The sequence below is a fragment of the Streptomyces sp. NBC_00354 genome (genome assembly GCF_036106915.1).
In the GTDB taxonomy this organism is placed as follows: Bacteria; Actinomycetota; Actinomycetes; order Streptomycetales; family Streptomycetaceae; genus Streptomyces.
Genome location: NZ_CP107983.1, coordinates 3952897 through 3966824 on the forward strand (window position 1 = coordinate 3952897; position 13928 = coordinate 3966824).

Annotated in this window: 9 protein-coding genes; 7 read left to right on the forward strand and 2 right to left on the reverse strand. The window is 70.9% G+C overall.

Annotation, left to right across the window (positions count from 1 at the left end):
• Positions 1 to 299: 299 nt before the first annotated feature.
• Positions 300 to 1136: an HAD family hydrolase gene (locus OHT74_RS17810; protein WP_328623338.1), complete on the forward strand. Its 837-nt coding sequence runs from the start codon at positions 300 to 302 to the stop codon at positions 1134 to 1136.
• A 1222-nt stretch (positions 1137 to 2358) separates the two neighbouring features.
• Here the strand turns inward: OHT74_RS17810 and OHT74_RS17815 are convergent.
• Positions 2359 to 3180, reverse strand: coding sequence for an oxidoreductase (locus OHT74_RS17815; RefSeq protein WP_328620740.1), 822 nt, complete (start codon positions 3178 to 3180; stop codon positions 2359 to 2361).
• A 109-nt stretch (positions 3181 to 3289) separates the two neighbouring features.
• On the opposite strand from OHT74_RS17815, the gene OHT74_RS17820 reads away from it, so the two are divergent.
• Positions 3290 to 4330, forward strand: a complete 1041-nt coding sequence (locus tag OHT74_RS17820) for an ATP-binding protein (RefSeq protein WP_328620741.1) — start codon at positions 3290 to 3292, stop codon at positions 4328 to 4330.
• Here the strand turns inward: OHT74_RS17820 and OHT74_RS17825 are convergent.
• Positions 4284 to 5597, reverse strand: coding sequence for a hypothetical protein (locus OHT74_RS17825; RefSeq protein WP_266665292.1), 1314 nt, complete (start codon positions 5595 to 5597; stop codon positions 4284 to 4286). The two genes, OHT74_RS17820 and OHT74_RS17825, sit on opposite strands and share 47 nt — an antisense overlap.
• Positions 5598 to 5829: 232 nt before the next feature.
• Here OHT74_RS17825 and OHT74_RS17830 point away from each other — a divergent pair, with 232 nt between their 5' ends.
• The 5 genes from OHT74_RS17830 to OHT74_RS17850 all read left to right on the forward strand — a co-directional run bounded on the left by OHT74_RS17830 (position 5830) and on the right by OHT74_RS17850 (position 13758).
• On the forward strand, positions 5830 to 8379 hold the full coding sequence (locus OHT74_RS17830; RefSeq protein WP_328620742.1) for a SulP family inorganic anion transporter: 2550 nt from the start codon (positions 5830 to 5832) through the stop codon (positions 8377 to 8379).
• A gap of 223 nt (positions 8380 to 8602) precedes the next feature.
• A complete protein-coding gene (gene acs, locus OHT74_RS17835) occupies positions 8603 to 10600 on the forward strand; it encodes an acetate--CoA ligase (RefSeq protein WP_266665296.1) in 1998 nt (665 codons plus the stop codon).
• Between the two features lie 180 nt (positions 10601 to 10780).
• Positions 10781 to 12247 carry a Na+/H+ antiporter NhaA gene (gene nhaA / locus OHT74_RS17840; protein ID WP_443047426.1) on the forward strand — a complete coding sequence of 489 codons (1467 nt, stop codon included), beginning with the start codon at positions 10781 to 10783 and terminating at the stop codon, positions 12245 to 12247.
• 96 nt (positions 12248 to 12343) lie between these two features.
• Positions 12344 to 12802 (forward strand): phage holin family protein, encoded by a 459-nt coding sequence (locus tag OHT74_RS17845; protein WP_266665300.1) that lies wholly within the window; start codon positions 12344 to 12346, stop codon positions 12800 to 12802.
• Positions 12799 to 13758 (forward strand): alpha/beta fold hydrolase, encoded by a 960-nt coding sequence (locus OHT74_RS17850; RefSeq protein WP_266626991.1) that lies wholly within the window; start codon positions 12799 to 12801, stop codon positions 13756 to 13758. The genes OHT74_RS17845 and OHT74_RS17850 overlap by 4 nt, the downstream gene beginning before the upstream one ends.
• The last annotated feature ends 170 nt before the right edge of the window (positions 13759 to 13928 follow it).

Sequence of the window (13928 nt, forward strand, 5' to 3'; positions counted from 1 at the left end):
GGGGGTGAGGGCCTTCGCCACGCAGGGCCCGCCGAGGAAGGAGGGCTGCAGGAATGGTCACTTGGGGCCGAAGGCAGGGACGCAAACTGCGTCCGGACATGCGACGACCCCCGCCGGGGGGGAGAGCGGGGGTCGTCCCCACGGTCCGACTCGGGGGGGGAGGAGCCAGACCGGGTTAGCACGGTCGCGAACGATCCGTGACTTCCATGGTGTACCCGAGAGCCTTCTCAGGCAAACCCACGCGCCACACCTTACGCCGAATGGTGGGCGCATATGCTCGGGGCGTGGAAATCCAGCCCTTGCCGCACTCGTCGCCCCGCACCGCAGCCTTCTTCGACCTGGACAAGACGGTCATTGCGAAGTCAAGCACTCTGACGTTCAGCAAGTCCTTCTACCAGGGCGGCCTGATCAACCGCCGAGCCGTGCTGCGCACTGCGTATACCCAGTTCATCTACCTGGTCGGCGGCGCCGACCACGATCAGATGGAGCGGATGCGTGAGTACCTGTCCTCCCTCTGCAAGGGATGGAACGTCCAGCAGGTGCGGGAGATCGTCGCCGAGACCCTGCACGACCTCATCGACCCGCTGATCTACGACGAGGCCGCGTCTCTGATCGAGGCGCACCACACCGCGGGCCGCGATGTGGTGATCGTGTCGACGTCAGGCGCGGAAGTCGTCGAGCCGATCGGCGAGATGCTCGGTGCGGACCGGGTCGTCGCCACGCGGATGGTCATCGGCGAGGACGGCTGCTTCACCGGCGAGATCGAGTACTACGCCTACGGGCCCACCAAGGCCGAGGCCGTGCGGGAGCTCGCGGAGTCCGAGGGGTACGACCTCTCGCGGTGCTACGCGTACAGCGACTCGGTGACGGACATCCCGATGCTGGAGGCGGTCGGGCATCCGCACGCGGTCAATCCCGACCGGGCGCTGCGCAAGGAGGCGGTGGCGCGGGAGTGGCCGGTGCTGGTGTTCAACCGGCCGGTGCGGTTGAAGCAGCGGCTGCCGGGGCTGTCGATGCCGGCGCGGCCGGCGCTGGTCGCTGCGGCGGCGGTGGGTGCGGCTGCGGCTACCGCCGGGCTGGTCTGGTACGCCAGTCGGCGGCGGGCGATCGCTCTGGCTGCCGCCGCGTCTGCCTGACCGGTCCCCGGGGCTGCAGCCCCGATCCCGTCGTGCGGCCGGACCCCGCCGGGGCGGCCGACCCCGCCAGGCGGCAGCGGATCCCGGCGGGCGGCGCGCCGCTGCGTGCCGCCGCTGCGTGCCGCCGCTGCGTGCCGCCGCTGCGTGCTGCCGCTGCGCGGGGCTCCTCTCCCCGCCCCACCCTTCTCCCGTTCACCGGGCTCCGCCCGAACCCGCGCCGGCTTCACCCGCCGGGCTCAAAGACCGCGAGGTCCCGCCCGGACCCGCCGCCATCGCCGGCTGGGCCCCAAGACCCGGGGCTCCGCCCGGACCAGCGCCGCCATCGCCCGCCGGGCCCCAAGACCCCGGGGCTCCGCCCCGGACCCCCGCGCCTCAAACACCGGCGGAGCCGGACGTACCGGCCCCAACGGCCTTGGTGTGCCGGCCCGGTGGGAATGCCGGCCCTGCCGGGCGGATAGGTGTGCCGGCCCAGCGGGGATGCCCGCCCCACCGGGCTGGCTGGGTGGGCCAGACCGGTGCTGCATGTCGGCTCCGGCGGGGCCTGGTGCACCGAGCGTCCGAAGCCGCGTATGCCAGGTCCGGAGGGGCCTGGGCCGGATAGCCTGACCGGCAAGGCAGGGTGAGCCGACTCCGACAGGCCCCGGAATGCCGACCCGCAGAGCAGGGTGAGCCGACTCCGACAGGCCCCGGAACGCCGACCGACAGAGCACGGTGAGCCGACTCCGACAGGCCCCGGAATGCCGACCCGCAGAGCAGGGTGAGCCGCCCTCCGGCAGGGCCGGGTGAGCGAGCGCCACCGGGGGTGGGCGGGCGGGTGGCCAGGGGTGGCTCAGGGCCGCTGAGCTGCGCCGATGCAGGATGTCCGGTTCGCTCCGAGACGTCCTGGAAAGTAAAAAAAGTGGGGAGGGGTTCCGCTTGTCACCGAAGCGGAGTACAAAGGAGTCAACGGCCCGCGAGACCAAAGAACATCCGAGAGGATCATCTTTAAAACGCAGTAAGGCCCACGGACCGAAGCATGAACGCCGAGCACCCACGCGACGTCGACCCGTCGATTACGGGCCAGCTGCACCAGGTGACGGGCAAAGTCCCCGACCTGATGGGCAAATATCGAGGACGCTTGGTAACTGGGCGTAAATGCCAGCGGCGACACCAAAGCAAGACGGTGTCGCCGCAACCCTGTGTCGCCGCAACCCTGTGTCCCGGCAGGGCGAGCTCGCAGCCCCTACGCCGCGCCGCGCTGCAGGGCCTCGCAGACCGCCGTCGACTCGCGGACGCCGAGTTCGATCGCGCGGCCGCAGTGCGCGATCCAGGCCGCCATTCCCTCCGCGGTCCCGGATACGTAGCCCTCGAAGGCCGCCAGGTACGCGTCCCGGCCCTGCTCCGCGTGGCCGACCTCCGCCGGGCAGATCGCCTTCGGGTCCAGACCACTGTTGATCAGCACGATCCGCTCCGCCGCCCGCGCGACCAGCCCGTTGTACGAGCCGAACGGGCGCAGCGCCAGCAGTTCGCCGTGCACCACCGCCGACGTGACCAGCGCCGGAGCCGAGCCGCCCGCGATGATCAGCCGGGACAGGCCGTCCAGGCGGCCCGCCACCTCCTCCGCGCTCGGGAGCGGCAGGGTGATCAGGGGTTCGTCCACCGACTCGCCCGCCAGCCGCGGGCGGCCCACCACGTCACCCTCGGCCGTGGACCCCGATGCCACCAGGTGCAGGCGCGCCAGCACCCGCAGCGGCGACTGGCGCCAGATGCTCAGCAGCTGCCCGGCCTCCGCCGTCAGACGCAGCGCGGCGCCCACCGTGCGCGCCTCCGCCTCCGCCCCGAAGTCGGTCCGGCGGCGCACCTCCTCCAGCGCCCAGTCCGCCCCGGACAGCGCCGCGCTCCCACGGGCCCCACGCAGCGCGGCCTCCGAGGTGATCTCCCCGCTGCGCCGGCGCATCACCCGGTGCCCGTAGACGCGGTCCACGGCCTTGCGTACGGAATCCACGGATTCGGCGACGTCCGGGAGCGAACCCAGGGCGGCCAGCGGGTCAGATGCGCTACTCATAAGTAAGGAGCCTACGCACTGGACGTCCTCGTCACCGACCCCTCCTTGGAGTGGTGTTCTTCACGTACCGGCACCACGGAAAGCGACCAACAGACTACTCTTGGTGAACATGAAGATCGCTTTCGTGGGAAAGGGCGGCAGCGGCAAGACGACCCTGTCCTCCCTCTTCATCCGCCATCTCGCAGCCAATGAGGCCCCCGTCGTCGCGGTGGACGCCGACATCAACCAGCACCTGGGCGCCGCGCTCGGACTCGGCGAGGACGAGGCCGCCGCGCTGCCCGCCCTGGGCGCGCACCTGCCCCTGATCAAGGAGTACCTGCGGGGCTCCAACCCGCGCATCGCCTCCGCCGACACGATGATCAAGACCACTCCGCCCGGCGCCGGATCGCGCCTGCTGCGGGTCACCGAGGACAACCCGGTGTACGAGGCCTGCGCGCGCACGCTGCTGCTCGACGGGGAGCCCGTACGGCTGATGGCCACCGGGCCGTTCACCGAGGCGGACCTGGGCGTCGCCTGCTACCACTCCAAGGTCGGGGCGGTCGAGCTCTGCCTCAACCACCTGGTCGACGGCCCGGACGAGTACGTCGTGGTCGACATGACCGCCGGCTCGGACTCCTTCGCCTCGGGCATGTTCACCCGCTTCGACGTGACCTTCCTGGTCGCCGAGCCGACCCGCAAGGGCATCTCGGTCTACCGCCAGTACAAGGAGTACGCCCGGGACTTCGGGGTCGCGCTCAAGGTCGTCGGCAACAAGGTGCAGGGCACGGACGACATCGAGTTCCTCCAGGACGAGGTCGGAGAGGACCTGCTCGTCACCGTCGGGCACTCCGACTGGGTGCGGGCGATGGAGAAGGGCCGGCCGGCGGCGTTCGAGCTGCTCGAGGCGACCAACCGGCTGGCCTTGCAGGCCCTCCAGGACGCGGCCGACGACTCGTACGCCCACCGCGACTGGGAGCGGTACACCGAGCAGATGGTCCACTTCCACCTGCGGAACGCGGAGAGCTGGGGCAACACCAAGACCGGGGTCGACCTGGCCGCCCAGGTCGACCCCGATTTCGTCCTGCGGGAGACCGCCGGCTGTGCGCCGGCGGCCCCGGACCTCGTCAGTCCTCGTCCGCACCCTCTTCAGCCGGCTCCGCAGCCGGCTTGACCCCGGCGGGGGCGGCCGGCTTGGCCGGCGGCCCCGCCGTCAGGAACTTCGTCCAGCCCTCCTTGGGCGCCTCGCCGACGTCGAGGCCGCGCATCCACTCCAGTGCCTTCGGGTCCTGCGCGTCCAGCCAGTCGACCAGCTCGCGGAACGGCACGCAGCGAACCTCCTTCTGCGTGCACATCGACTGGATGGAGTCCTCGACGGCCTTCATGTACGTGCCGCCGTTCCAGGACTCGAAGTGGTTGCCGATGATCAGCGGCGCGCGGTTGCCCTGGTAGACGCGGTCGAAGGCCTGCTGGAGGCCTTCGCGCATCTGCTCGCCCCAGTACGCGTGCTGCGAGGGGTCGCCCTGAGTGGTCGTCCCGGACTGGTTGACCAGGTAGTTGTAGTCCATGCTCAGGGTGTCGAAGGCGCGGCCCGGCATGGGCACCAGCTGGAGCGGGACGTCCCAGAGTCCGTCCGTCTTCTTCGGCCAGATCTGCTTGCTGATGCCGCTGGAGTCGTAGCGGAATCCCATGTCCTTGGCCGCCAGCATGAAGTTCTTCTGGCCTTCGAGGCACGGGGTCCGGGCGCCGATGAGCTCCTTGTCGTAGTTGAACGGGAGCGGCTCCAGGCCCTTCAGGTCCGGCGTGTTGGTCTTCCAGTTCTTGACGAACGACTTCGCCTGGTTGATCTCGCTCTTCCACTCCGGCACGGACCAGGTGCCGACGCCGCCGTCGGGGCCGCAGAAGTGGCCGTTGAAGTGGGTGCCGATCTCGTTGCCCTCGAGCCAGGCCGCGCGGACCTGGGTGGCCGTGTCCTTGATGCCCTGGAGGTCGCCGAAGCCGATGTCGGAGCGGCCGGACTCGTGCTGCGGGGCCGTATAGAGGGAACGTTTCTCCTCGGGGAGCATGTACACGCCGCTGAGGAAGTACGTCATCCGGGCGTTGTACTTCTTGCCGACCTCGCGGAAGTGCGAGAAGAGCTTCTGGCTGTCCTCGCCGGCCCCGTCCCACGAGAACACCACGAACTGCGGCGGCTTCTCACCGGGCTTCAGTTTCTGCGGCTTCTGCACGTTCGGCTGCGCACCCGTGTACGCGGTCGAGCCGTCGCCGATGAGCCGGTTGACGCTGCCGGGGGCGGCCTCCGGGGCGGCGGCGCCCTTCTTGGCGTTCGGGCCCCCGGGGGAAGGGGGTTTGGCGGGTTCCGAGGTGCTGCACCCGGCGACGCCCAGCACCAGCGCCGTGGCGACCAGGCCGCCGGCGATCTTCTTCGTGGCGGCGATCATCCGTCCACCTCTCCTCGCGGTTCATTGCGGGTCTTCCGCGCCGCAACGTCCCATGCGGTCCGCCATGAAGATGATGTGACAAGCCGTACAAAATGCTTAATCACCCTTGAGTGCTATTTCGTGGACCGTTTGCCCCTATTGCCTCCCGCGATCCTTTACTCTCCATTACCTTTCATTTACTGAGTGTTGAGACTCCCGCCGCTTCATCCCTCCGTAGAGGAGACGGGAACCTATGACAGCCACCTCCCCCCTGCCCGCAGCCGAAGAGCTCGACAGCACGACCGACAGCAATCCCTGCGGCACGCCCGACGGCACGGCCGGCAGCAACGCCGGCGACAAGGCGGGCAGCACGACCGGCAGCAAGGCCGGCGGCGCGCCCCGCAGGGGTCACCGCGCCGACTTCCACGCCGATCTCTCCGCCTCCCTGACCGTCTTCCTGATCGCCCTGCCGCTCTCCCTCGGCATCGCCCTGGCCACCGGCGCCCCGCTCCAGGCGGGCCTGGTGGCCGCGGCCGTCGGCGGGATCGTGGCCGGGCGCCTGGGCGGTGCCCCGCTCCAGGTGAGCGGGCCCGCGACCGGACTGACCGTCGTCACCGCCGAGTTGATCCAGCGCTACGGATGGCGCACCACCTGCGCCATCACGGTGCTCGCCGGCTGCTGCCAGCTCGGGCTCGCCGCGCTGCGCACCGCCCGGTCCGCGCTCATGGTCAGCCCGGCCATCGTGCACGGCATGCTCGCGGGCGTCGGCGTCACGATCGCGCTGGCCCAGCTGCACATCGTCCTCGGCGGCACCCCGCAGAGCTCCGCCGTCGCCAACGTCGTCGGGCTGCCGAACCAGTTGGCCCATCCGCACCCGGCGGCGCTCGGCGTCAGCGCCGTGACCCTGGTCGTGCTGCTCGGCTGGCCGCGGCTGCCCGGTCGGGTGGGGCTCGCCCTGCGCAAGGTGCCGGCCGCGCTCGCCGCCGTCGCCACGGCCACGGCGTTCGCCGCGCTGGCCGGGCTCACCCTGCCCCGGGTGGACCTGCCGTCCTGGAGCAGCCACGCCTTGCCCGAGCTGCCCGAGGGCCCCGTTCTCGGCATCATCGCGGCCGTCCTGACGGTCACCCTGGTCGGCAGCGTGGAATCCCTGCTGTCCGCGGTCGCCACCGACAAGCTGATCGCCTCCCAGCGGCGTACCGGCAGCCGCCCGCCGCGTGCCGACCTCGACCGGGAGCTGCACGGCCAGGGGACGGCGAACATCCTGTCCGGAGCGCTGGGCGGGCTGCCCATCGCGGGCGGGGCGGTCCGCAGCATGGCGAACGTCAAGTCCGGGGCCGCCACCCGACGGTCGGTCATGCTGCACGGGCTCTGGGTCCTGCTCGCGGCCGCGCTGCTCGTCCCGGTCCTCGACCTGATCCCGCTCGCCGCACTGGCCGCTCTGGTGATGGCGGTGGGCGTGCAGATGGTGAGCGCCACCCATCTGCGTACGGTCACCCGGCACCGCGAGATCCTGGTCTATGCGACGACGATCGCGGCGGTCGTACTCGGCGGGGTGCTGGCGGGCGTCGCCATCGGCATCGCCGTGGCCGTCGCGATGGCTCTGCACCGGCTGGCCCGGACCCGGATCACGGTCGACGTGCAGGGCGGGGTCCACCGGGTGTGTGCGCGCGGGCAGTTGACCTTCCTCGCGGTGCCGCGGCTGAGCCGGGTGCTGAACCAGATCCCGCCCGGCGGGCGCGTGGTGGTCGAGCTGGACGGCTCGTTCATGGACCACGCGGCGTACGAGACGCTCCAGGACTGGCAGGACTCCCATCTGGTGCACGGGGGCTCGCTGGAGGTCACCGGCCGCTCCACCACCCGGACGGCCGGGGCGAACCGGCCTGACCTCGCCGGACGGCCGGACGGCCGGACGGACCGCGCACCGGATCACGCCGAGAAGGCGGACCGCGCCGACCGGCCTGAACGCGTCGAGAGGTCCCCGCGCGGGGGGCACCACTGCTGCCGCCCCTGGACCCCCTGGACGAACCACTGCGACCACCGGCCGGAGGGCGGGCACACGATCCCCGGCGCGGCCGCGGCCCCCGACGCGGCGGAGGTGGTGGAGGCGGCGGAGACACCGGCCCCGCGCCGCCGCGGCGCCGGCCGACTCGCCAGCGGGATCAGCGCCTTCCAGCGGGACACCGCGCCCCACGTGCGCGACGAGCTGGCCCGGCTGGCCCGGGAGGGGCAGCGCCCTTCGCAGCTCTTCCTGACCTGCGCGGACTCCCGCCTGGTGACCAGCATGATCACGGCCAGCGGCCCCGGCGACCTGTTCACGGTCCGCAACGTCGGCAACCTGGTCCCCTTGCCGGGCGCCGAGGCCACGGACGATTCGGTCGCGGCGGCCATCGAGTACGCCGTGGACGTCCTCAAGGTGGACAGCATCACGGTGTGCGGGCATTCCGGGTGCGGGGCCATGCAGGCGCTGCTGAACTCCACGCCCGGGGCCCCGATGACCCCCCTGCGCCGGTGGCTGCGGCACGGACTGCCCAGCCTGGAGCGGATGGCGAGCCGCCACCACGCCTGGGCGCGGATCGCGGGCCGGCTCCCGGCGGATGCCGTGGAGCAGCTGTGCCTGACGAACGTGGTGCAGCAGCTGGAGCACCTGCGGGCGCACGAATCGGTGGCCCGGAGGCTCGCGGAGGGCACGCTGGAGCTGCACGGGATGTACTTCCACGTGGGCGAGGCGCAGGCGTACCTGCTGTCCGAAGGCGAGGACTTCTTCGACTGCCGGGTGTTCGACAGCGTCGGACTGAACGTCTGAATGATGACCGGATGATGACCGGATCGCCGTCTCCGGCAGATCTGGATCAAGGGAGCGGCTGAACCGATACTCTCCGGTATCCGTGCCACAGAGTGGCCCCTTTCCGCACCCTGCAGCGGGAAGGGGCCACTCTGCGCGTGGGCCGGCGTGGGCCCGAGCCGTGGTATAGGTCTAAACCAATTTTCGGCTACCCCTTGTCACCGGGGCCGCCGACTGATGAGCTATGCCCGGGGACACAACGGACACCCTGGGAAAGGGAGATGTCGTGAGCAATGAAAGCCTGGCCAATCTGCTCAAGGAGGAGCGGCGGTTCGCACCGCCTGCCGATCTGGCCGCCGCCGCCAATGTGACACAGGCTGCGTACACCGAGGCCGAGGCGGACCGGCTGGGTTTCTGGGCCGCCCAGGCCCGTCGCCTGACCTGGGACGTCGAGCCGACCGAGACGCTCGACTGGACCAACCCGCCCTTCGCCAAGTGGTTCGCCGACGGCAAGCTGAACGTCGCGTACAACTGCGTGGACCGCCACGTCGAGGCCGGCAACGGCGACCGTGTCGCCATCCACTTCGAGGGCGAGCCCGGCGACAGCCGCGCGATCACCTACGCCGAGCTCAAGGACGAGGTCTCCAAGGCCGCCAACGCCCTGACCGAGCTGGGCGTCCAGGCCGGCGACCGGGTCGCGGTCTACCTGCCGATGATCCCCGAGGCCGTCGTCGCGATGCTCGCGTGCGCCCGCGTCGGCGCCGCGCACTCGGTGGTCTTCGGCGGCTTCTCCGCCGACGCCGTGGCCTCCCGCATCCAGGACGCCGACGCCAAGCTGGTCATCACCGCCGACGGCGGCTACCGCCGCGGCAAGCCCAGCGCCCTCAAGCCCGCCATCGACGAGGCCGTCGCCAAGTGCCCGCAGGTCGAGCACGTGCTCGTCGTGCAGCGCACCGGCCAGGACACCGCCTTCACCGAGGGCCGCGACGTCTGGTGGCACGAGATCGTCGGACGCCAGTCCGCCGAGCACACCCCGCAGGCCTTCGACGCCGAGCACCCGCTGTTCATCCTCTACACCTCGGGGACCACGGGTAAGCCCAAGGGCATCCTGCACACCTCCGGCGGCTACCTCACGCAGGCCGCGTACACCCACCACGCGGTCTTCGACCTCAAGCCGGAGACCGACGTCTACTGGTGCACCGCCGACATCGGCTGGGTGACCGGGCACTCGTACATCGTCTACGGACCCCTCGCCAACGGCGCCACCCAGGTGATGTACGAGGGCACGCCGGACACCCCGCACCAGGGCCGGTTCTGGGAGGTCGTGCAGAAGTACGGCGTCACCATCCTGTACACCGCGCCCACGGCGATCCGTACGTTCATGAAGTGGGGCGACGACATCCCCGCGAAGTTCGACCTGTCGAGCCTGCGCGTGCTGGGCTCGGTCGGCGAGCCGATCAACCCCGAGGCCTGGATCTGGTACCGCAAGCACATCGGCGGCGACCGCTGCCCGATCGTGGACACCTGGTGGCAGACCGAGACCGGCGCGATGATGATCTCCCCGCTGCCCGGTGTCACCGAGACCAAGCCGGGCTCGGCGCAGCGCGCGCTGCCCGGGATCGGCGCCACGGTCGTGGACGACGAGGGCCATGAGGTCCCGAACGGCGGTGGCGGCTACCTGGTCCTCACCCAGCCGTGGCCGTCGATGCTGCGCACCATCTGGGGTGACGACCAGCGGTTCATCGACACCTACTGGTCCCGCTTCGAGGGCAAGTACTTCGCGGGCGACGGCGCCAAGAAGGACGAGGACGGCGACATCTGGCTGCTGGGCCGGGTGGACGACGTGATGCTGGTCTCCGGCCACAACATCTCGACCACCGAGGTCGAGTCGGCGCTCGTCTCCCACCCGTCGGTCGCCGAGGCGGCCGTCGTGGGCGCGAAGGACGAGACGACCGGTCAGGCCATCGTGGCCTTCGTGATCCTGCGCGGCAGCGCTTCGGAGACCAACGGCCTGGTCTCCGAGCTGCGCGACCACGTGGGCGCCACGCTCGGCCCGATCGCCAAGCCGAAGCGGATCCTGCCGGTGCAGGAGCTGCCGAAGACCCGCTCCGGCAAGATCATGCGGCGTCTGCTGCGCGATGTCGCCGAGAACCGGGCGGTCGGCGACGTCACCACGCTCGCGGACTCCTCGGTCATGGACCTGATCCAGAACAAGCTGCCCAGCGCTTCCAGCGAGGACTGACAGGCCCGGTTCCGGGTGGCGGAGGGTGTCCGGCGCATGGCGCGCCGGACACCCTCCGCCCGTTTAAGGTGAAGATCACCGGATACGACGGCGACCCTGTAAAATAGGAGAAACGTCAATATTTGACGTACGCAATCTCTCAGGGTGCGCCGGGAAGTCTGGTCGGCAACGAGTTCCGCCATGCCGTCCAACCCACCCCGGAGGTGTCCCCTCGTGGCCGCGCCCAGCCCCACCGACCGCCACAGCCGCAAGTTCCTCGGCAGACTCTCCCTGCCCGAGCGGCGTTTCGTGGCCGACGCCCTGCGCGCCGAGACCGTCGGCGGCGTGCTCCTCCTCGTGGCCGCCATCGCCGCCCTGCTCTGGGCGAACATCCCCGCCCTCGCGGACAGCTACGCCAGCGTCCGCAGCTTCCACATCGGCCCCGCCTCCCTCGGCCTGGACCTCTCGCTCCAGCACTGGGCGGCCGACGGCCTGCTCGCGATCTTCTTCTTCGTCGCCGGCATCGAGCTCAAGCGCGAGCTCGTCGCGGGCGATCTGCGCGACCCCAAGGCCGCCGCCCTCCCGGTGATCGCCGCCCTCTGCGGCATGGCCGTGCCCGCGCTGGTCTACGTACTGGTCAACACCATCGGGGGCGGCTCGATGAACGGCTGGGCGGTCCCGACCGCCACCGACATCGCCTTCGCCCTCGCCGTCCTCGCGGTCATCGGCACCTCGCTGCCGTCCGCCCTGCGCGCCTTCCTGCTGACCCTCGCGGTCGTCGACGACCTCTTCGCCATCATGATCATCGCGGTGTTCTTCACGAGCGAGATCGACTTCCTGGCCCTCGGCGGCGCGGTCGTGGGCCTGGTCCTCTTCTGGTTCCTGCTCCGCAAGGGCGTCCGCGGCTGGTACGTCTACATCCCGCTCGCCCTGGTCATCTGGGGCCTGATGTACAACAGCGGCGTCCACGCCACCATCGCCGGTGTCGCCATGGGCCTGATGCTCCGCTGCTCCCGCAAGGAAGGCGAGCGCACGTCCCCCGGCGAGCACATCGAGCACCTCGTCCGGCCCGTCTCGGCCGGCCTCGCCGTGCCGCTCTTCGCGCTGCTCTCGGCCGGGGTCTCCCTCTCCGACAAGTCGATCGCCCAGGTCTTCACCCGGCCCGAGACCCTCGGCGTCGTCCTCGGCCTGGTCGTCGGCAAGGCCGTGGGCATCTTCGGCGGCACCTGGCTGGCCGCCCGCTTCACCCGGGCCGAGCTGAACGAGGACCTGGCCTGGCCGGACGTACTCGCCGTGGCCTCCCTCGCCGGCATCGGCTTCACCGTCTCGCTCCTCATCGGCGAACTCGCCTTCACCGGCGACCAGACCCTCACCGACGAGGTCAAGGCCGCCGTCCTGTTCGGCTCCCTCATCGCCGCCGTCGTCGCGGGCGTCATGCTCAAGCTGCGCAACCGCACGTACAGGGCGCTCACCGAGGACGAGGAGCGCGACGAGGACCGCGACGGCATCCCGGACATCTACGAGCAGGACAAGCCCGAGTACCACCTGCGGATGGCGAAGATCTACGAGGAGAGGGCCGCGGAGCACCGCCGCAAGGCCGAGACCGCCGCGGCCGCCGCGCTCGAAGCGGCCACCGGGTCCAGCGCCGAGGGCGACCGTCCGGCATGATCTGAACTGACGCTGTGACGGGCGCAGGACAGCCGCCGCCCACGGCGCCGACAGCAGACGACGCCAGACGACGGCAGATGACAGAGGGAGAGAGCGATGACCGCAGTGGACCAAGGGGCGCAAGGAGCCGAGCGCACACTCGGCCAGCTGGTCGCCTCGGCCACCGCCGAGATGTCCGCCCTGGTGCACGACGAGATCGCCCTCGCCAAGGCGGAGATCCGCCAGGACGTCAAGCGCGTGGGCATCGGCGGCACCGCCATCGGGATCGCAGGAGTGTTCGCCCTGTTCTCCCTGCCCGTGCTGAGCTTCGCCGCGGCGTACGGGATCCACAACCTCGGGCTCGGGCTCGCCTGGTCCTTCCTCATCGTCGGCGTGGCGTTCCTGCTGCTCGCGGGCGTGCTGGCGCTGATCGCCATGTCGAAGTTCAAGAAGGTCAAGCCGCCGGAGAGGACCATCGCCTCCGTCAAGGAGACGGCGGCGCTCGTCGGGACCGTCAAGCCGCACCCGCGGTCGGTGAGTGACCAGGCCGTGGGTGTGGCACGCTCGTCCTCATGACAGCGCCCTCACCGGACTCCAGCACTCCGCCCACCGCCGCGACGGCGGTCCGGATCGATGTGCCCGGCGGGAGGGCGGTGACCCACCGGGACGTCGCGGCCAACGGGGCGCGGTTCCACGTCGCCGAGATGGGCGACGGACCGCTGGTGCTGCTGCTGCACGGCTTCCCGCAGTTCTGGTGGACGTGGCGGCACCAGCTGACCGCGCTCGCCGACGCCGGGTACCGGGCGGTCGCGATGGACCTGCGCGGGGTGGGCGGCAGCGACCGCACCCCGCGCGGTTACGACCCCGCGAACCTGGCGCTCGACATCACCGGGGTCGTACGGTCCCTCGGCGAGCCGGACGCCGCCCTCGTGGGACACGACCTGGGCGGCTACCTCGCCTGGACCGCGGCCGTGATGCGGCCCAAGCTGGTGCGCCGGCTCGTGGTCTCCTCGATGCCGCACCCGCGGCGCTGGCGCTCGGCGATGCTGTCCGACTTCGGGCAGACGCGGGCCAGTTCGCACATCTGGGGCTTCCAGCGGCCGTTCATCCCCGAGCGGCAGCTCGTCGCCGACGACGGGGCGCTCGTGGGGGAGCTGATCCGGGACTGGTCCGGGCCCGTGCCCCCGGAGGAGGCGGACCTCGACGTGTACCGGCGGGCGATGTGCATCCCGTCCACCGCGCACTGCTCGATCGAGCCGTACCGCTGGATGATGCGGTCGATGGCCCGGCCGGACGGGCTCCAGTTCAACCGCCGGATGAAGCGGCCGGTGCGCGTGCCGACGCTGCATCTGCACGGCTCGCTCGACCCGGTGATGCGGACCCGGAGCGCGGCAGGCTCCGGGGAGTACGTCGAAGCCCCGTACCGGTGGCGGCTGTTCGACGGCCTCGGGCACTTCCCCCACGAGGAGGATCCCGCCGCGTTCTCGACCGAGCTGGTGAACTGGCTCAAGGACCCCGAGCCGGACCGCTGACCATGCTAACCGCCTGACCGACCGTCAACACGGCGGCCGGTACGACTGTCTTACGACCATTCAATTGCCCGGCGCATAGGCCAATTGGCCGCCCCGGACGGGGTTACCGACCTTGGGCCCCGGGCACAGCTCGTTGTATGGGCTGGACGCACGACTACGGTGACACCGCA

What these genes read in the sequence shown, in the direction of transcription:
- OHT74_RS17815 (WP_328620740.1), bottom strand. Translation starts at nt 3,180, where the DNA reads ATGAGTAGCGCATCTGACCCGCTGGCCGCCCTGGGTTCGCTCCCGGAC.
- OHT74_RS17820 (WP_328620741.1), top strand. Translation starts at nt 3,290, where the DNA reads ATGAAGATCGCTTTCGTGGGAAAGGGCGGCAGCGGCAAGACGACCCTG.
- OHT74_RS17825 (WP_266665292.1), bottom strand. Translation starts at nt 5,597, where the DNA reads ATGATCGCCGCCACGAAGAAGATCGCCGGCGGCCTGGTCGCCACGGCG.
- OHT74_RS17830 (WP_328620742.1), top strand. Translation starts at nt 5,830, where the DNA reads ATGACAGCCACCTCCCCCCTGCCCGCAGCCGAAGAGCTCGACAGCACG.
- acs (WP_266665296.1), top strand. Translation starts at nt 8,603, where the DNA reads ATGCCCGGGGACACAACGGACACCCTGGGAAAGGGAGATGTCGTGAGC.
- nhaA (WP_443047426.1), top strand. Translation starts at nt 10,781, where the DNA reads ATGCCGTCCAACCCACCCCGGAGGTGTCCCCTCGTGGCCGCGCCCAGC.
- OHT74_RS17845 (WP_266665300.1), top strand. Translation starts at nt 12,344, where the DNA reads ATGACCGCAGTGGACCAAGGGGCGCAAGGAGCCGAGCGCACACTCGGC.
- OHT74_RS17850 (WP_266626991.1), top strand. Translation starts at nt 12,799, where the DNA reads ATGACAGCGCCCTCACCGGACTCCAGCACTCCGCCCACCGCCGCGACG.